The organism is Enterobacter cloacae complex sp. R_G8, from assembly GCF_024599795.1.
Lineage (GTDB): Bacteria > Pseudomonadota > Gammaproteobacteria > Enterobacterales > Enterobacteriaceae > Enterobacter > Enterobacter dissolvens.
In genome coordinates this window covers 2,196,915-2,216,352 of sequence record NZ_CP102246.1, presented here as the reverse complement: position 1 = coordinate 2,216,352, position 19,438 = coordinate 2,196,915, and the positions used below count along the sequence as shown (strand labels likewise).

Annotated in this window: 15 protein-coding genes; 6 read left to right on the top strand and 9 right to left on the bottom strand. The window is 55.4% G+C overall.

The annotated features are described in order from the left end of the window. Window positions 1-8: 8 nt before the first annotated feature. Complete coding sequence (locus NQ842_RS10520) at window positions 9-1,196, bottom strand: MFS transporter (RefSeq protein WP_257256812.1); 1,188 nt, start codon at window positions 1,194-1,196, stop codon at window positions 9-11. A 115-nt stretch (window positions 1,197-1,311) separates the two neighbouring features. On the opposite strand from NQ842_RS10520, the gene NQ842_RS10515 reads away from it, so the two are divergent. Further along, window positions 1,312-2,268 (top strand): AraC family transcriptional regulator, encoded by a 957-nt coding sequence (locus NQ842_RS10515; RefSeq protein ID WP_014832339.1) that lies wholly within the window; start codon window positions 1,312-1,314, stop codon window positions 2,266-2,268. A gap of 13 nt (window positions 2,269-2,281) precedes the next feature. On the opposite strand, the gene NQ842_RS10510 is transcribed toward NQ842_RS10515, so the two are convergent. Together NQ842_RS10510 and NQ842_RS10505 are read right to left on the bottom strand one after the other, a co-directional pair. Then, window positions 2,282-3,661 (bottom strand): carbohydrate porin, encoded by a 1,380-nt coding sequence (locus NQ842_RS10510; RefSeq protein WP_257256811.1) that lies wholly within the window; start codon window positions 3,659-3,661, stop codon window positions 2,282-2,284. A 94-nt stretch (window positions 3,662-3,755) separates the two neighbouring features. Further along, window positions 3,756-5,114, bottom strand: coding sequence for a glycoside-pentoside-hexuronide (GPH):cation symporter (locus tag NQ842_RS10505; protein WP_014832341.1), 1,359 nt, complete (start codon window positions 5,112-5,114; stop codon window positions 3,756-3,758). Between the two features lie 365 nt (window positions 5,115-5,479). On the opposite strand from NQ842_RS10505, the gene NQ842_RS10500 reads away from it, so the two are divergent. Next, a complete protein-coding gene (locus NQ842_RS10500) occupies window positions 5,480-7,165 on the top strand; it encodes an alpha,alpha-trehalase (protein WP_257256810.1) in 1,686 nt (561 codons plus the stop codon). Between the two features lie 67 nt (window positions 7,166-7,232). Here NQ842_RS10500 and NQ842_RS10495 read toward each other — a convergent pair whose 3' ends face one another. Together NQ842_RS10495 and NQ842_RS10490 are read right to left on the bottom strand one after the other, a co-directional pair. Further along, a complete protein-coding gene (locus NQ842_RS10495; protein WP_063411831.1) occupies window positions 7,233-9,335 on the bottom strand; it encodes a TonB-dependent siderophore receptor in 2,103 nt (700 codons plus the stop codon). A gap of 113 nt (window positions 9,336-9,448) precedes the next feature. Then, window positions 9,449-9,703 (bottom strand): GlsB/YeaQ/YmgE family stress response membrane protein, encoded by a 255-nt coding sequence (locus tag NQ842_RS10490; protein ID WP_010432765.1) that lies wholly within the window; start codon window positions 9,701-9,703, stop codon window positions 9,449-9,451. 206 nt (window positions 9,704-9,909) lie between these two features. Here NQ842_RS10490 and NQ842_RS10485 point away from each other — a divergent pair, with 206 nt between their 5' ends. Continuing rightward, window positions 9,910-10,641, top strand: a complete 732-nt coding sequence (locus NQ842_RS10485; protein WP_014832344.1) for a flagellar brake protein — start codon at window positions 9,910-9,912, stop codon at window positions 10,639-10,641. A 38-nt stretch (window positions 10,642-10,679) separates the two neighbouring features. On the opposite strand, the gene emtA is transcribed toward NQ842_RS10485, so the two are convergent. Further along, complete coding sequence (gene emtA, locus NQ842_RS10480) at window positions 10,680-11,291, bottom strand: membrane-bound lytic murein transglycosylase EmtA (RefSeq protein ID WP_257256809.1); 612 nt, start codon at window positions 11,289-11,291, stop codon at window positions 10,680-10,682. Between the two features lie 96 nt (window positions 11,292-11,387). Between emtA and ldcA the strand changes: the two genes are divergently transcribed. Further along, complete coding sequence (gene ldcA / locus NQ842_RS10475) at window positions 11,388-12,302, top strand: muramoyltetrapeptide carboxypeptidase (RefSeq protein WP_063411830.1); 915 nt, start codon at window positions 11,388-11,390, stop codon at window positions 12,300-12,302. 97 nt (window positions 12,303-12,399) lie between these two features. Beyond that, entirely contained in the window at window positions 12,400-14,133 is a 1,734-nt protein-coding gene (locus tag NQ842_RS10470) for a potassium/proton antiporter (RefSeq protein WP_014832347.1), read from the top strand. A gap of 45 nt (window positions 14,134-14,178) precedes the next feature. On the opposite strand, the gene dadX is transcribed toward NQ842_RS10470, so the two are convergent. Together dadX and NQ842_RS10460 are read right to left on the bottom strand one after the other, a co-directional pair. Continuing rightward, window positions 14,179-15,249: a catabolic alanine racemase DadX gene (dadX, locus tag NQ842_RS10465; protein ID WP_013096156.1), complete on the bottom strand. Its 1,071-nt coding sequence runs from the start codon at window positions 15,247-15,249 to the stop codon at window positions 14,179-14,181. Window positions 15,250-15,258: 9 nt separating this feature from the next. Continuing rightward, window positions 15,259-16,557: a D-amino acid dehydrogenase gene (locus NQ842_RS10460; protein WP_014832348.1), complete on the bottom strand. Its 1,299-nt coding sequence runs from the start codon at window positions 16,555-16,557 to the stop codon at window positions 15,259-15,261. Between the two features lie 320 nt (window positions 16,558-16,877). On the opposite strand from NQ842_RS10460, the gene NQ842_RS10455 reads away from it, so the two are divergent. Continuing rightward, complete coding sequence (locus tag NQ842_RS10455; RefSeq protein WP_014832349.1) at window positions 16,878-18,410, top strand: SpoVR family protein; 1,533 nt, start codon at window positions 16,878-16,880, stop codon at window positions 18,408-18,410. Between the two features lie 111 nt (window positions 18,411-18,521). Here the strand turns inward: NQ842_RS10455 and fadR are convergent, their stop codons facing one another. After that, entirely contained in the window at window positions 18,522-19,241 is a 720-nt protein-coding gene (gene fadR, locus NQ842_RS10450) for a fatty acid metabolism transcriptional regulator FadR (protein ID WP_014832350.1), read from the bottom strand. Window positions 19,242-19,438 lie beyond the last annotated feature (197 nt).

Here is a 19,438-nt window from a genome sequence, read left to right as displayed (position 1 = left end):
CTGATAACTCACTCCGCCTTAACCTTCACGCCCATAAACACAATCACCATCGCCGTTACCAGCAGGAAACCGCTTCCGGCAAAGACGCCGCTGGCGCCGTTGAGGTCAAATACCGCCCCGCCCACGGCCGCACCGGCGCTGATTGCCAGCTGGATAGAGGCCACCAGCAAACCACCCGCGCTTTCGGCTTCATCCGGCACCGTCGTGGCAAGCCAGGTTGACCAGCCCACCGGAACCAGACCAAACGCAAAGCCCCACATCGCCACCAGTAATCCATCCAGCATCGCCAGATGACCAAACGCCACCATGGTGAGTGCCAGCACGCCCATGGCGAACGGAACCAGGGCCAGCGTCAGGCGCAGGTTGCGCGCAAGCAGATGTCCGGCAACGGAGGTGCCGATAAAGTTGGCAATCCCGAAGCCCAGCAGGATCAGCGAGATGCTCTCCACGCTTGCCTGACCCACCGTTTCAAGGAACGGACGCAGGTAAGTGAAGAAGGCAAAATGGCCGCTGAAGATCAGAATGGTCGCCAGCATTCCGCCGATCATTCCCGGACGACGCAGCACGCGGAACAGGGTGCCCAGGCTGCCGCTGCTCTCCGGCTTCATTGACGGCAGTACCCAGAGCTGCCACAGCAGCGCCAGCATGCTCGGCAGAATGCAGAGGATAAAGACATTACGCCAGCCGATCAGGCTGCCAAGATAGCTGCCCAACGGAGCCGCAACCACCGTGGCGATCGACACGCTGGAGAAGATCACCGCCAGCGCTTTCGGCACTTTATCAGCAGGCACCAGACGCATCGCCGTGGCGGTCGACATCGCCCAGAATCCCCCGATGGCAATCCCTAACAGCAGGCGTCCCATCAGCAGAACGTGCAACGTCGGCGCAAAAGCCACCAGCAGGCTGGAGATGATTTGCAGCACCGAGAAAAACATGAGTACCCAGCGACGGTCGATACTTTTGGTCGCCGGGGTGATCAGCAATCCGGTGACCAGCGCGACCAGCGCGGTGGCGGTTACCGCCTGTCCGGCCATCCCCTCTGTTACGCCCAGGCTTGCGGCCATGGGCGTTAACAAACTGGCGGGCAGGAACTCCGCCGTGATCAAACCAAACACCCCCAGCCCCAGTGAATAGACGGCCCGCCAGGCGGGTTTTGCAGGCGTAACAGCCTCTCTCGCCGCGACACATGAACTCATCTGTTGATCTCCCGTTATGAAAATGTGACAACTGTCGCAAAAGGATAGAGGGTTCACCGTGGACGATCTATGACATATAATCTCCACTTATTGATTATTCGTCCGGAGTTTTGCCATGACCGCTCAGTCCCCCGATCTGATCAGCGAGCTGTTACGCGGAATGCGCCTGTCGGGCGTGAAATACCGCCGCATTGAAGCCAGCGCACCCTTTGGCGTGGCGTTCCACCAGGCGCCTGGCAAAGCACAGTTTCATTTTGTCAGCCGCGGCAATGCCCTGCTGCGTATGGAGAGTGGCGCAACATTCACCTTAAACGGCGGTGATGCCCTGTTTATACCAAACGGTAATGCGCACGCCCTGCTCTCGGACGAACAGGCCACCATCACCCCGGTCAGCGCGTTTCCCAGTGAACCTATCTGCAGCTCGGTCTGCGCCATCACCTGCGAGCCGTGTCCGGACAGCGAGAACACCGTCATTTTCAGCGGATGCATGGATTTTGAGCTGGGCGGGATGCAACCGCTCATCAAAGCGATGCCGGAGGTGATGATGGTGAGCCGGTTGATGTCCACCTGGCCGGAGATCCACCCGCTGCTGGCGGCGATGGAGCGCGAATCCATGACGCGTCAGGCCGGATTCGCCGGGATCCTCGCGCGGCTGGCAGACGTGGTGGCGGCGCTAATCGTGCGGGGCTGGGTTGAAGGAGGCTGCGGAAAAGCCACCGGCTGGGTGCAGGTACTGCGCGACCCGCGTCTGAGCCGGGCCATTTACGCCATGCACCAGCAGCCGGGTCTGAACTGGAGCGTGGCGGATCTGGCAAAAGAGGCTGGCACCTCCCGCTCGGTGTTTGCGGAACGTTTTCTCGCCGCGACGGGCACCACCCCGGCGAAATACCTCAGCGAGTTGAGGATGCGCCTGGCCATTCAGTACATTCGCCATGAAAATCAGCCTATTGAAACGGTCGCGCTGCGCCTGGGTTACGGATCCCTTGCGGCGTTTAGCCGGGCGTTCAAGCGAATTATCGGCCATGCGCCGGGCACGCTGCGGGAGACCAGCCAGACCCCGGAAGAGGCCTGACTGGCGCAGGACATCAGAAGTAGTATTTGAAGCGCACGCGCCCGCCGTAGCGATCGTCGTTGCGGTCATCGCCGTCATTCGGATGTGCTTCAACCCAGGAGGCGTACACGCCAAGATAGATATTGAAATTCTTCATCTTCATGACGTTCGGGATCAGGTACGACGCATGAATAGTGTGAATATCATAATCGCCGGGATCGGTCACCCAGCAGTCGCCATCACAGTCCGCATTAAAGTTGGCGGTGTTGAAATTATCGATCTGGTTATGCGCATAGATATAGCCCAGCTCTACATTGCGCCATAAGGCATTCACGCCCGCGGTGAAATCCGTCTCGTCGGTGGCATCCATGTAGGCGGTATTCAGGTTGGCAACGATACCGTCATCCGGATCGGTTTTTTGCCCGTTCCAGGTCATGGTAAAGCCATAGCCGGTGCGGTCAGACTGGTCGACCCATCTTCCGGACGCATCGTGGTAGCCGTAGGCGTTGTTGACGAGGTTGCTCTCCATCGCGATAGCGGTCGAGAAGTTTCCTTCCTGCCAGGCAATCACCGGGCGGACGTAGGCGACGTTTTTATCGTTATCCAGGTCCACGCCATGATACTGCTGGTCAACAAACAGCGAGCTGCCGTCTTCCAGCAGCGTGTTAACCTCGAGATACCAGTTGCCCAGGGTTTTACTCAGCAGGAAGTTACCTCCGCTGTCGCTACGACCGCGCCCCTCTTTCATCATATAGATATAGCCGTAACCATCGCTGTAGAGATCGTTGGCGGTGTTGCCGGAATATTCTACGAAGGTATCCTGGTTCAGCGGGAACATATCATAGGCTTCAAAACGGCCAACTTTTACCTTCCAGTCGTTTTCCGTGCCAAAGAAGAAGACCGCGTCATCCAGGTTCATTTTGCCCGTTAAGTCCGCCAGCGGCTGTACGGAGAAACCGGCAAAATTGCCGTTTTCCATTCGCTTATAGCCGTCAAACCCCAGCAGCAGACGCCCGTTAATATCCCAGCGTTCATGGTTACCGGGTGCCCAGTCTTTATTGGCTGTCGTTTTCATGGAGGTTAAACTGCCGGTCTTGCTGGCCGCATCCATATTAAATTCGACGTCACCATAAAATTTAATATCACCGTAGCCGGATAACGTGAGCTTCGGTGCCGTTTGCGCTGTCGCAGGCTCTGTGGATCCAACCACAACAGGATTTGCGGCCACCACGGTTTGCTGCTGTTGTTCCAGAACCTGAATTTGTGCTTCTGCCTTTGCCGCCCTTGTTTCAGCCTTTTCGAGGCGCGCCTCCAGTTGCGCCAGTTTATCTTCCAGACGTTGCGTATCATTTGCTGCCATTGCTGCGGTAGAACAAAACGCACTGACGAGCAGTGCAAGGTATTTCACTTTCATCGACTCCATCCTCGTGAGTTAATCATTATTTCCTGACGGACACAGAGAACCTCACCGATAATTCAAATGAATTATCGGCTTACTGCTTCAACTATTAAGAGTTAGCGAATTCGCCTTTATTTAAATCACTCACCACGCCATTCATGACGTTTTCGGTTAATTTATAAAACTTGATTGAAAAAGCGGTGAGTAAATAAAAGAGTGAAGGGATTAACGTAAACAGCAGAATGACACCCTGAACGGCGGATTCCGACTGTACCGTACTGTTCGACTGGTAATTAAACCAGGCCAGCACCCAGCCCAGAATCGCCCCCCCGACGGCGACACCTAATTTGATCACGAAAATATTGGCCGCAACATTCATACCTGTAATACGACGCTGAGTTTTCCATTCACCGTAATTATTTGCATCAGTAATCATTGACCACTGCAACGCGCCGTTACCGCCCTGAACAATCTGAATGAGCACATGGGCAATCAGTGGAATGACCCAGAACTCCAGCGGTAGCCAGAAGCAGGCCACGCCTAACACCGCATTGAGAATATTGATCCAGAACGAGAGTTTAACCTTACAAAAACGGGTACCGAACGGTTGCGCCAGAACCGAACCAAACATCGAGGCCAGCATCCCGCCCAGCATAAAGTACGAGATAATGTCGGCCCCCTTGTTGAGCACGGTATTGACGTAATAGACCACCGCGCCACCGCGGATCACCACCGCCACCAGCATCATAAAGTTGTAGATCGAGAGAATGCGCCACTGATCGTTACGAAAGAGGATTTTAACGTCCCGGGCGATGTTCAGATTCTCCTCTTTGATCGGCTGGACACGCTCTTTGGTGGTCACAAAACAAATGATAAACATCACGCAGCCGATTGCACCAAACAGCGCCATCGCCACCTGAATGCCGGTCGCCCTGTCGCCGGGGTAGAGATAGTCCGCGAGGGGAAGAATAAGCGCGGTACCAAGCGCGCCACCAATCGGGGTGATGGCAAAGCGCCAGGACTGCAACGAGAGGTTTTCCCGTGGATCGGACGTAAGCGCAGCGCCCAGGGAGCAATAGGGGATATTAATGGCGGTATACATCAGAGTCATAAATATATACGCCCCGACGGCATAATAAATTTTGCCTGTTTCGGTAAAATCCGGAATGGAATAAACCAATACGCAACTCACCGCGAAAGGAACGCATATCGCCAGCAGCCAGGGACGAAAACGTCCCCAGCGCGTGGAAGTTGCATCGGCAATCGCTCCCATAACGGGGTCGGTAATGGCATCTAATAAACGGACCAAAAGAAACATGGTTCCCATTACGGCCGGGGGTAAGCCATAAATATCGGTATAGTAATACGCCAGAATGGCAACCGATGAGTCAAATACAATATGGCTCGCGGCATCTCCCAGGCTGTAGCCTATTTTTTCCCGGACCGGAATTTTTTCACTCACTGACATCACGTTACTCCTTATTGATGAAACCGGTTTCTGCTTTGACAATAATTTCGCCTGAGCGCAACGACGCGATCCATTATGTTTTTTCACCATGAAGTTATGTTTTTTGCTTTATGTGATCGGGATAATTAAAAGAAAGCCTTTATCCGGAAAATTATGCGTAACGGATCGCAATTTATTTTCTCGCCTACAGCCATTCACAATATCAATATTTCAGCAGCGCCACCGGGGCATTAAACGCAACGGTAAATTATCTGGATTTGTGCAAAGTGCGATGTTCGACACGCGAAGCGCGGAATATTCGACTAAGGTTTTCTGGTGATTGATTACAGCGTGACCGCTGCTCAGCGAAATAAGGAGAAGCACCGATGATAACCCCTCAAAAGCTGCGCCCTCGCCTCTTACCTCTGGTTCTGGGCAGTGCGTTGCTCGCGGTTGCCGCGACAGGCAACGCAGAAGAAATGCACTCTGACCAGACGAATTCACCGGATATCTTGCTCGGCCCTCTCTTTAACGATGTCCAGAGCGCCAAACTTTTCCCCGATCAAAAAACCTTTGCCGATGCGGTACCGAAAAGCGATCCCCTGACGATTCTGGCCGACTACCGCATGCAGCGTCGTCAGTCCGGGTTTGATTTACGCCATTTTGTGGATATGAACTTCACGCTTCCCGCGGAAGGGGAAAAATATGTTCCTCCTGCCGGGCAGAGCCTGCGTGAGCATATTGACGGGCTGTGGCCCGTGCTTACCCGCACCACCGATAAAGCCAGTAACAAGTGGGATTCGCTCCTGCCGTTACCTAAACCCTACGTCGTGCCGGGCGGACGTTTCCGCGAGGTCTACTACTGGGACAGCTATTTCACCATGTTGGGGCTGGCGGAAAGTGACCACTGGGACAAAATCAGCGATATGGTGGACAACTTCGCCTACGAGCTGGATACGTGGGGACACATTCCGAACGGCAACCGCAGTTACTACCTGAGCCGCTCCCAGCCGCCGTTTTTCTCGCTGATGGTTGAACTGCTGGCGACGCACGACAGCGAGGCGCTGAAGAAATACCGTCCACAAATGGAAAAGGAGTACGCCTACTGGATGGAGGGCGCCGATGCGCTGCAGGCCGGACAAGCCAACAAACGGGTGGTGAAGCTGGAGGATGGCTCACTGCTCAACCGCTACTGGGATGATCGCGATACGCCACGTCCGGAGTCATGGCTTGACGATATCACCACGGCCAAAAGCAACCCTAACCGTCCGGCGACGGAGATCTACCGCGATTTACGCTCTGCGGCGGCCTCAGGCTGGGACTTTAGCTCCCGCTGGATGGACGATCCGCAAAAGCTGGGCACCATCCGCACCACCAGCATTGTGCCGGTGGATCTGAACGCCCTGATGTTCAAGATGGAAAAACTGCTCGCCCGGGCAAGCCAGGAGAGCGGCGATGCCGCCAGCGCGAGCAAATATGAGGCGCTGGCCACGGCACGCCAGCAGGCGATGGAGAAGTATCTGTGGAACGAAAAAGAGGGGTGGTATGCGGATTACGATCTGAAGAGCAAGAAGGTGCGTAATCAGCTTACGGCTGCGGCCCTCTTCCCGCTGTATTTGAAGGCGGCGGCACAGGATCGCGCCGATAAAGTGGCTGCTGCGACGTCCTCACGCCTGCTGAAACCGGGTGGCATAACGACCACCACCGTCAACAGCGGCCAGCAGTGGGATGCCCCCAATGGCTGGGCGCCGCTGCAGTGGGTCGCGACAGAAGGGTTGCAGAATTATGGCCAGAATAAGGTGGCGATGGATGTCACCTGGCGTTTCCTGAAAAATGTTCAGCACACCTACGATCGCGAGCAGAAACTGGTGGAAAAATATGACGTCTCCTCCACCGGTACGGGCGGCGGCGGTGGCGAGTATCCGCTGCAGGATGGATTCGGCTGGAGCAACGGCGTGACGCTGAAGATGCTGGACCTGGTCTGTCCGAAAGAGAAACCGTGTGACAGCGTGCCGGAGAATCAACCTGCGGCGAATGAAGAGGCTGCGCCGGTGAAAAGTACGGCGCAGTAGGTGAGCAATGCCGGGTGGCGCTAACGCCTGCCCGGCCTGCATTCCCTGCGGGAGAGGGAAACGATAATCAGAAGCTGTAACTCGCCCCCAACTGATACGTGCGGTCACGCCCAATCCAGCAGTTCGTGGCGTCGTAGCAGGTCAGCGTCTCTTTATTGGTGATGTTTTGCGCGCTGGCTTTGAGGGTTAACCCCTCCAGCGACGGCAGGATTTCACCCATACGATAGGAAGCAGCCAGATCGTACTGCATGGTGCCACCCAGTTTGCCCGCATCGTTGTTCGGTGAAATTTCCATTGGACCGGTGTAGCGTGCCCCCGCCCCCAGCATCAGCCCCCTCAGCGGCGTATTGTCAAAGGTGTAATCTCCCCACAGGTTGAACGCATTTTCCGGCACCTGCGTTGGTCGTTTGCCCTGGTATTTATCATCTTCGGTATTGATCAGATGGGTATAGGCATAGTTGGCAATCAGGGTCACGTTATCCGTCGGACGGCTGACGACCGAGAGCTCGGCACCTTTGGATTCCACTTCGCCGGTCTGGCTGTAATTCAGGAAGCCCGGATCGGAGGTGACGACATTTTTCTGACGGATATTAAACACCGAGGCGGTAAAGGTTGTGGCGTACTCTGCCAGCAGGTATTTCACCCCGCCTTCAACCTGTTTGCTGGTTGTTGGTTTAACGTCTTTGGCCGTGAGCGTGCCCTGCGGCGACACCGGGGCAAACCCTTCGGAGTAGCTGATGAACGGTGACAGCCCATTCTCAAACGCGTAAAGCGCGCCCAGGCGTTTGGTCACGCGGTCCTGCGAGACCCAGGCTTTGTCGCCGTTCTGCAGATAATTGCTGGTCACCGAGCGGTAATCGTCATAGCGCAGGCTGGCCAGCAGATTTAAGCCGCCAAATTCCACCTGATCCTGCAGGTAATAGCCGTTTTGTTGGTAGCTCAGACGATTTTTCTGCCCCGTATACAACCCGAGATCGCGTTCATTGATTTGCGAATAGTCAGGATTTCGCATATCAATGCCGGGCGTTGTCGAGGCATAACGGTAGTAGAAGTGAGAGTTCAGCTTTTGATAGTCAAACCCGGCCAACAGGTGATGTTTCCATTCCCCCAGCGCCACGGTTTTGGTTACCTGGTTATCAATGTTGAAACTCTTCAGATCCTCATCCGTGGTGTAAGCAAAACGGTTAAGCTGGTAGACCTCACTCCCCGTCCCCGTGGCGTAAACGCTGCGCTGATGGGTGTCGACATCAAAGTACCGTGCCTTCTGGTTAAAGCCCCAGCCGCTGTCAAACTCATGTTCAAAGCTGTAACCCAGCATCCACTGACGCTGTTTAAAACCGCTCCATTCATCCCCGGCGTAATCACGGCGATCGGCATACTTCGAGCGCAGGTAAGCAAGCGGCAACGGGTTGGATGGTGACAGGCTCGGGGAGTTTTGCGCCAGCGCATCAATGGTGAGACGCGTTTTGTTGTCCGGCTGCCACGTAACCGACGGTGCGACCAGGTAGTTTTCATACCGCGTGGTATGGGGTTGATCGTCATTTTCAGTGGCTTTACCCAGCAGACGGTAGTTCCAGTCGCTGTCGGCGATTTGTCCGGTCGAGTCGAGATAGCCCTCTTTCAGATTGCGGTTACCGGTGTTGAAGCCAAACTCGGTGCGGGCAGCTTTTTGCGGCTTTTTGCTTTGAATGTTCACCAGCCCACCCGGGGAGCCGCCGCCGTAGAGCACAGAAGATGGCCCTTTAAGGATATCGACGCTCTCAATCAGCAGCGGATCGATGCGCGCTTTGGTGTTTCCGGTGACGTTATACGGCAGCTGCAGGCCGTTGTAGAACTCCTGGTCGACCGTAAAGCCACGAATTTTATACTCGCTCATGTACGTGGTGTTTCCACGCAGCTCTGTCGAAACGCCCGGAACATAGCGCAGGATTTCGTTCACGGAACTGGCATGGCGTTGCTCAATTTGCTGCGCAGAGACGGTATCGATCACCTGCGGCGTTTTACTTTCGGCCACCGCCGATTTGGTTGCGCTGTTCGTCCATGCGGGGAGAACGCTGCCCTGCTCAGAGCCGGTGACAAGAATGGTGGATTCTTCCGCAAATGCCTGTGCCTGTAATGCCAGCGTCACGGCTCCTGCCAACGCGCATACTGCAAAACGTGAGGTGTTCATAGTGTCGTCTTGTGGTTATATGTAACTAGGAACGACAATTATTATCATTTCGATTAGCAAATCAATATCACGACAAAAAAAACGGCCCTTTTGCGAGAGCCGTTTTGGGTTATCTATGCCCGTCTGAGTAACCTGAATATGCCCAGAACAACAATGGCGCCCACCACAGCCACCAGGAAACTGTGCAGGTCAAAACCACTGATGCTGCCGCCAAAGCCAAACATCGTCGCCAGCCAGCCGCCAACAACCGCACCAACAACACCGAGCACACAGGTCAATATAAAGCCGCCGCCATCATTTCCCGGCATGATGAGTTTAGCGATAGCCCCGGCAATAAGACCAAAGATGATCCACGCGATAATACCCATAGCGATGCCCTCTTGCAGGTTTAACGCATGCGCAGAAAACCTTCCGCGCAGGTAACTTAAGTATAGGTCATCACGGTAAAACCGATTTCATCTCACCGACTTAACTTCTCTGTACTGCGAAAAAAACTCACCGGTTTGTATTAAGTTTCGTTTCACGCTGCCGATAACGCAGAGACAGTCTGTCATTTATCAAGGAGCCATCCGGCGTGAGTAATTACAGTGAGCAGTTCCTGAAGCAAAATCCGCTGGCTGTATTAGGGGTATTGCGTGACCTGCAAAAAGGCGAGGTGCCGCTGCGCATCAGCTGGTCAAACAATCAGTTCATCAGCAAGATCCTGGATGCGTCTGCAGAGAGGCTGGTCATCGACCTGGGCAGTCAGGAGCATGAAAACCGCGCCGCGCTGCGGGCGGAGAAAATCTCGGTGATGGCAGAAACGCACGGCGCAAAAGTGGAATTTGTCCTGCCGCGCCTGGAGCTGAGCGAATTCGGCGGTCTTCCGGCGTTTGTCACCCCGCTGCCGGCCAACCTCTGGTTTGTTCAGCGCCGTGAATATTTTCGTATCAGTGCCCCGCTGCACCCTGCCTATTTTGGTAAGGCCAAAATGCCGGACAAAAAAGAGATCCGCTTTCGCCTGTTTGACCTCTCCCTGGGCGGCATGGGTGCGCTGATGGATACGCCAAAGCCTGACGGACTGGTAGAAGGCATGCGATTTACCCAAATCGAACTGGATATGGGAGGCTGGGGGCGTTTTTACTTTGATGCGCAGCTGATTGCCATCAGCGAGCGTAAGGTGGTCGACAGCAAAAATGAAACGATCGTCACGCCACGTCTGAGCTTCCGCTTCCTGAACGTCGGGCCGGGCGCAGAGCGCGAACTGCAACGGATTATCTATTCTCTTGAGCGAGAAGCGCGGGAGCGGGCGAATAAAGTGTTGTGACAGACGCCGGGCAGCACGCTGGCCGCCCGACAACGGCATTACATGGCATCCATCGCTTTCTGTACTTTCCAGATATAACGCGGAGCCTGTGGTGCCGGATGATTTTTCGCTACGTGTTCAAAGAACTCGTCTTTGTCCATGCCGTTAATCTCTTCTATCGCCTCTTTACGGTCCGATGAGAACGTCCTGAGCAGCGCACCCGCGCCGTTCACGTAAGAGACCACCAGCGCATACTGCATCACTTCAGGATCCTCGATTCCCTTCAGCACGCCGTGTTCCAGAATACTCAAATAAGCCGTGCCCATGGAGATGTTACGTTCCGGGTTTTTCAGCTCGCTGGTTGACGGCTGACCGCTCCAGCCCATATAGCGATAGACCTCTCTGCCGGCAGTTGAGGCCTTAAGCTGCATTAACCCCACGGCATTGGATTTGCTGACAAGCGTTGGGTTACCGCCGGATTCCACGGCAATGATCGCCGTGATCAGCCGCGGGCTGACACCCCAGGCTTTGCCCGCCTGTTCGCTGATCGGCATCCACTGCATGGCCCGTTTCACAGGTACTTCCGGGTTCCATGCCGGGTTTTGATAGTCATGTTTTGAACTACAGCCAGCCAGCAACACAATCAAAAAAGCAAACCATCTCAATTTCACGTCATCTATCCTTATAGCCGGTCATCGCCCTTGAAGCAGGCAACGTATAAGCGGCATGATATAGACAATTAGATTCTCATTCAGCAAGGAATTGCCATGTCTCAGTTTCATCTTATCGCGCCGTCCGGGTACTGCATCAACCAGGAGGCGGCACAGCGGGGCGTTGAGCGCTTACTGGAACTCGGTTACACGGTAGAAAATCAGACAATTATCCCCCGCCGCCAGCAACGTTTTGCCGGTACGGAAGCGCAAAGGCTGAATGATATCAACAGCCTGGTAAACCTGCAGGGTGAGAACAACATCGTGCTGGCGGTGCGCGGCGGCTATGGTGCGAGCCGGTTGCTGGAGAGTATTGACTGGCAAGGGCTGGCAAAGCGTCAGCAGCAGGATCCCTTGCTTATCTGCGGCCACAGCGACTTTACCGTAATCCAGCTCGGGCTGCTCGCGCTGCATAACGTGGTGACCTTCAGCGGCCCGATGCTGGCCGGTAATTTCGGGGCACCCGAGCTTGACCCATTTTCGGTGGAACACTTCTGGCGCGCCCTGAAAAACCCGACCTACAGCGTTGAGTGGCAGGGCAACGGGCCGCACTGGTCGTGTGAAGGACAACTCTGGGGCGGAAATCTGGCAATGCTGGTGTCGCTCATCGGAACGCCATGGCTGCCGCAAATTGACGACGGCATTCTGGTGCTGGAAGATATCAATGAACATCCGTTCCGCGTCGAGCGCATGTTATTGCAGCTGTATTACGCCGGTATTCTGGAACGTCAGTCCGCGGTTATTCTTGGCAGTTTTACCGGTGCCGCGCCGAATGACTATGACGCAGGATACTCGCTGGAAACGATGGTCGATTTCATCCGCTCACGCCTTGATATTCCTGTTATTACCGGGCTGGACTTCGGCCACGAGCAGCAAACCGTCACCCTGGCGTTAGGCGCGCAGGCCACCCTGAAGCATGATGAAACGGGCAGTCGGTTAACGATTGGGGGTCATCCGGTCTTAAAGGCATAAAAAAGCCGTTAATCCCCCTCAATAAACCGCTGTTTGCGTCGTTAATATGTTAGGGTTTTAGTAACAGCATTAACATTGAGGTGGGAGTAAGACAACATTGGATGCCACAGCGATAATCAGTCTTTTCATTCTGGGTTCTGTGCTCGTAACCTGTAGTATTTTATTAAGTTCATTTTCATCGCGTCTCGGCATACCTATTCTTGTTATTTTCCTTGCCATCGGCATGCTGGCGGGTGTCGATGGTATCGGCGGTATCCCTTTCGATAACTACCCTTTCGCTTACATGATCAGTAACCTTGCGCTGGCGGTGATCCTGCTCGACGGCGGGATGCGCACCCAGGCGAGCTCATTTCGCGTTGCGCTGGGGCCCGCCCTGTCGCTGGCGACGGTCGGGGTGTTAATTACCTCCGGTCTGACCGGTATGATGGCGGCGTGGCTGTTCCATCTCGATCTGATGGAAGGTTTACTGATTGGCGCGATTGTCGGCTCAACCGACGCGGCGGCGGTGTTTTCCCTGCTGGGAGGCAAAGGGTTGAACGAACGCGTCGGCTCCACGCTTGAGATTGAATCCGGCAGTAACGATCCGATGGCGGTATTTCTCACCATCACGCTGATAGAGATGATCCAGCAGCATGAAACGGGCTTAAGCTGGATGTTTGCCCTGCATATCCTGCAGCAGTTCGGCCTGGGGATTGCGCTCGGCCTTGCAGGGGGTTACCTGCTTCAGCAGACGATCAACCGGATATCGCTGCCTTCGGGGCTGTATCCGCTGCTTGCCCTGAGCGGCGGCATTCTGATTTTTGCCGTCACCACTGCGCTGAACGGCAGCGGGATCCTCGCGGTTTATCTCTGCGGCTTCCTGCTGGGCAATCGCCCTATTCGTAACCGTCACGCCATTTTGCAGAACTTCGACGGACTGGCCTGGCTGGCGCAAATCGGGATGTTCCTGGTGCTGGGTCTGCTGGTGACGCCGTCAGACCTGCTGCCGATTGCCGTTCCGGCACTGATTTTATCGGCATGGATGATCTTCTTCGCCCGTCCCCTGTCGGTGTTTGCCGGTCTGCTGCCGTTTCGCGGCTTCAACCTGCGCGAACGCGTCTTTATCAGTTGGGTGGGGCTGCGCGGCGCGGTGCCCATTATCCTGGCCGTCTTCCCGATGATGGCCGGTCTGGACAACGCGCGGCTGTTCTTTAATGTCGCCTTCTTCGTGGTGCTGATCTCGCTGCTGTTCCAGGGAACCTCGCTCGGGTGGGCGGCGAAAAAAGCCAAAGTGGTGGTTCCTCCCGTGGGCTGGCCGGTGTCTCGCGTGGGGCTGGATATTCACCCGGAAAACCCGTGGGAACAGTTTGTCTACCAGCTCAGCGCCGATAAATGGTGTGTGGGGGCGTCGCTGCGTGATTTGCATATGCCAGCCGATACGCGTATTGCCGCCCTGTTCCGCGATAATGTCCTGCTGCACCCTACCGGCAGCACCCGGCTACGCGAAGGCGATATTCTGTGTGTGATTGGCCGCGAGCGCGACCTGCCCGCCCTGGGTAAACTGTTCAGCCAGTCGCCTCCAGTGGCGCTGGATCAGCGTTTCTTCGGCGATTTTATTCTGGAAGCCAGCGCCAGGTTTGCGGATGTGGCCCTGATTTATGGGCTGGACGAAGGTGCTGAAGGCGACGATAACCAGCAAACGCTGGGCGAAATCATCCAGCAGCGCCTTGGTGCGGCCCCGGTTGTGGGTGACCAGGTGGAGTTTGCCGGGATGATCTGGACCGTAGCAGAGAAAGAAGATAACGCGGTGCGGAAAGTCGGTTTGCGGCCGATGGAAGAGGACGTGGAGTAGTGGTTTTGCCGGGTAAGCGTTAGCGCCACCCGGCAGATACGTACGTTACACCGTCACAACCGGCACTCTTGGTGCCAGCGCGCACATCAGTTCATACCCTACCGTCCCCGCCGCAGCAGCCACGTCATCAATTTTGACTTCGTTACCCCACAGCTCGACCGGGGAACCAATGCCTGCCTGCGGACATGGCGTGAGATCAACGGCCAGCATATCCATGGAGACAGTACCCACCGTTCCCGTACGCACCCCGTCTACCCAGACTGGCGTGCCGCTCGGCGCAATGCGCGGGTAGCCGTCAGCATAACCGCCCGCCACAATACCAATCCGTTGCTCGCCCGTCGCCCGGTAACGGCTGCCGTAGCCCACCGTGTCGCCGGCCTTCAGCGTCTGCACACCGATGATTTCGCTGCGCAGGGTCATCACCGGCTTCAGGCCGCTGTTGGCGATATCCTGCCACTGGCCTGAGGGAGAGGCGCCATAAAGGACAATGCCCGGACGCACCCAGTTATAATGCGCCTCAGGATGCCACAGCGTGGCCGCTGAGTTGGAGAGCGAACGGGGGCAATCCAGCCCTTCTGCCGCCTGCTCAATGCGCACCATCGCATCGGCAATGCCGTCCGGTTTCTCCGCATCGGCAAAATGCGCCATCAAGGTCATTTCGCCCACGTTCTTCAGGGCGCGCAGCTGTTGCCATACCGTATGGACCCGCTCGGGCTGGAAGCCCAGGCGGTTCATACCGCTGTTCACCTTGAGATAAATATCCAGCGGCGCATGCAGTTTTGCATCCTGAATCGCTTTAATTTGCCAGTTGCTGTGCACGCTGGTGGTCAGCCGGTACTTATCCAGCAGCGGCAGATCGTCGGCGTGGAAGAATCCCTCAAGCAACAGAATAGGCCCTTTCCAGCCGCGCTCGCGCAGCAGAATGGCCTCTTCCAGATTCAGTAACGCAAAACCGTCGGTGGCGCTGAGCGCACTCCAGATACGATCGATACCGTGGCCGTAGGCATTGGCTTTCACTACCGACCAGACGCGTGAACCTGGCGCCGCCCGGCGAACAATTTGCAGGTTATCCTTCAGGGCCTGCAAATCGAGCTGAGCCAGAACAGGACGGGACATGACAACTCCTTAGTTATGCGCGCCGTGCAGGTGCTGTGGACGCGAAGGGGTAAACCCCGATTGATAGCGTGCGGCACTTAAATCGTCAAACGGAATTGCCGGCGTGCGCCCGGAAATCAAATCGCTAAGCAGCTGGCCAGAGCCGCAGGCCATTGTCCAGCCCAGCGTACCGTGACCGGTATTGGTCCACAGGTTTTTGAACGGCGTACGACCCACAATTGGCGTGCCGTCTGGCGTCATTGGCCGCAGTCCGGTCCAGAAGGTTGCCTGCTCGACAAAACCGCCGCGCGGGAACAGGTCGCCCACCACCATCTCCAGCGTTTCACGGCGCGGCTTCAGCAGCTCGGTGTTAAAGCCGACAATCTCCGCCATCCCGCCAACGCGGATGCGGTTATCAAAGCGGGTAATGGCGATTTTGTAGGTTTCATCCAGAATGGTGGAAACTGGTGCCCCGCTGTCCTCTTTTACCGGAATGGTCAGGGAGTAGCCCTTCAGCGGGTAAACCGGAATGTCGAGAATGCCCTTCAGCATCGCGGTGGAGTATGAGCCAAACGCCATAACGTAGGCATCCGCTTTAATGACCTCATCGCCACACTTCACACCGTAGATACTGCCGCCTTCAGAGAGCAGTTTATCGACCGCAGTATTAAAGCGGAATTTCACCCCCGCCTGCTCGCACATCTGCGCGAGACGCTGGGTAAAGAGCTGGCAGTCACCGGTTTCATCATTCGGTAGACGCAGGCCGCCCGTCAGCTTGTGCGACACTTCCGCCAGCGCCGGTTCAACCTGCCCAAGCTGGCTGGCTTCAAGCAGTTGATACGGTACGCCCGCATCTTCCAGTACGGCAATATCACGGGTGGCGTTTTCATACTGTTGCGCCGTACGGAACAACTGCAGCGTGCCGCCCTGGCGACCTTCGTACTCAATACCGGTGGAGGCGCGCAAGGCTTTCAGGCAGTCACGGCTGTATTCCGCCAGACGCACCATCCGACCTTTGTTTTCCATGTAGTGACGGGTGTCGCAGTTGCGCAGCATCTGCCACATCCACTTCAGCTGGAACTGGGTGCCGTCGAGGCTGATCGCCAGCGGCGCATGGCGCTGGAACATCCACTTAATCGCCTTCAGCGGAACGCCGGGGGCCGCCCACGGCGCTGCATAACCCGGCGAGATCTGTCCGGCGTTCGCCGCACTGGTTTCCAGCGCAGGCCCTGACTCACGATCGATAACGGTCACGTCATGTCCCGCCTGACTTAAATACCAGGCGCTGGTTACGCCAACGACACCACTTCCCAGTATGACAACACGCATAGCCACTCCATATGTGCAAAAGAACAATCTTCTAATTACAGATTGATAACCTAGTTGAAAATATTATTCAACATACGACTTTTTTATGGTGACTTGTCTCACACATCCCCCAGCATCAGGGGATGAGGTGAATTTGGGATCTCCTGCTGCGCGTTATTTTTAACCAGTATAAAATTCTGTGAAGACCGCTTTTTTTGCCGCATCAAAAACGGGAAATCGCAAAGAAAAAATTTCTGCTCCAGCACGCTTTTTAACACGGTGATCTATGCTTATCAGGAGGCTCTCCAGACAGAGAGAGCTCCCACAACGAGGGCGCGCTAATGGCTACTATTGATTCCCTGAACAAGGACAACACACGTCTGAGCGATGGACCCGACTGGACCTTCGAGTTGCTGGATGTCTATCTCGCCGAAATCGATCGGGTGGCAAAACTGTATCGTCTGGATACCTATCCCCATCAGATTGAAGTCATTACGTCCGAGCAGATGATGGACGCCTACTCCAGCGTCGGGATGCCGATTAACTATCCGCACTGGTCGTTTGGTAAAAAATTCATTGAAACGGAGCGTTTATATAAGCACGGCCAGCAGGGTCTTGCGTATGAGATAGTGATCAACTCCAACCCGTGTATCGCCTACCTGATGGAAGAGAACACCATAACCATGCAGGCGCTGGTGATGGCGCATGCCTGCTACGGGCATAACTCGTTCTTCAAGAATAATTACCTGTTCCGCAGCTGGACCGATGCCAGCTCGATTGTCGATTACCTGATCTTCGCGCGTAAGTACATTACCGACTGCGAAGAGCGCTACGGCGTGGACGAAGTGGAGAAACTGCTCGACTCCTGTCACGCGCTGATGAACTACGGCGTTGATCGTTACAAACGTCCGCAGAAAATCTCCCTGCAGGAGGAGAAAGCGCGGCAGAAAAGCCGCGAAGAGTATCTGCAAAGCCAGGTAAATATGCTGTGGCGCACCCTGCCGAAACGTGAAGAAGAGAAAGCGGTTGCTGAAGCGCGTCGCTACCCGTCTGAGCCGCAGGAAAATCTGCTCTATTTTATGGAGAAAAACGCGCCGCTGCTGGAGCCATGGCAGCGTGAGATCCTGCGCATCGTGCGTAAGGTCAGCCAGTATTTCTATCCGCAGAAACAGACCCAGGTGATGAACGAAGGCTGGGCGACTTTCTGGCATTACACCATTCTTAACCATCTGTATGACGAAGGGAAAGTCACCGAGCGGTTCATGATGGAGTTCCTGCACAGCCATACGAACGTGGTGTTCCAGCCGCCTTACAACAGCCCATGGTATAGCGGCATAAACCCGTATGCGCTTGGCTTTGCAATGTTCCAGGACATTAAACGCATCTGCCAGTCGCCAACGGAAGAAGATAAGTACTGGTTCCCGGACATCGCCGGCTCTGACTGGCTGGAAACGCTGCATTTCGCGATGCGTGACTTTAAGGATGAGAGCTTCATCAGCCAGTTTATGTCGCCGAAGATTATGCGTGATTTCCGCTTCTTCACCGTGCTGGACGATGACCGCAATAACTACCTGGAGATTTCGGCGATCCATAACGAGGAAGGCTACCGTGAGATCCGCTCTCGCCTCTCCTCCCAGTACAACCTGAGCAACCTTGAACCCAATATTCAGGTCTGGAATGTGGATTTACGCGGCGATCGTTCCCTGACGCTGCGCTATATTCCGCATAACCGGGCGCCGCTGGACAAAGGCCGCAAAGAGGTGCTGAAGCATGTGCATCGCCTGTGGGGCTTTGATGTGCTGCTGGAGCAGCAGAATGAAGATGGCAGCGTGGAGCTGCTGGAACGTTGCCCGGCGCGGTTGAATACGCTGTAATGTTGTTTGCCGGGTGGCGGCTACGCCTTACCCGGCCTACGGGTTTTGTAGGCCCGGTAAGCGAAGCACCACCGGGCGAAAAAAAACCTCTCACCTGAGAGGTTTTTTATTTCAGCGACTCTGAATCGCTAAATCGCCCGGCAGTGTTTTCTGCATCCGGTGCCAGATTTCACCGGAATCATGGCCGTAGCGGCGAACCGTTTCATACACCTGATCGTGCAGGCCTTCGGTACAGAGTTTGCTGAGCTTATGGTAGAAGCCCAGCGCCAGACTGCGCGCTTCAGGGTTGGCAAAGTAGTGGCGACCAATACGGGTATACAGCCCTTTCATGCCGTTCAGGATCAGACCGTACACCGGGTTACCGGAGGCAAACGCCAGTCCGCGGAAGACGTTGTAATCGAGCGTGGCAAAGGCATCCGCGTGATCTTCCACTTCGTTTGCGCTGGCGAGCACCTGCAGCGCATCTTCCGGATGCTGACGAAAAGCGGTACGAATAAAGATTGTCGCAATGTTGGTACGCACCGAGAGCAGATTATCAATCAACTGCGGCACGCTTTCATGATCGAGGCGCGCCAGCGTTTCAAGAATGTTCAACCCGGAGGTTTCCCAGAAGTTGTTTACTTTCGTTGGCTTACCGTGCTGGATCGTCAACCAGCCATCGCGCGCCAGTCGCTGAAGCACTTCACGCAGCGTGGTGCGAGTGACGCCAATCAGTTCAGAGAGTTCGCGTTCAGCCGGAAGAATGGATCCCGCAGGGAAGCGATTATTCCAGATGCTTTCAATGATGTACTCTTCCGCGAAACCCGCCGGGCTCTGCGCCTTAATGACCATAGTGAGATTTCCATTACACAGCTTTTGCAAATTGCACTCATCATACCAGAGGCACGCAGAGGCAGGTAGCGCGTGAAAGAGAGAAAAGAGGGATCGCTGTTTTATTTTTGTGAAATTTACACTGCAGTCTTATCCGCCTCCCGGCCACGATTTTTGCGTATACTGATGTTTTGTTTTACCTGACGGGGAAGGACGTC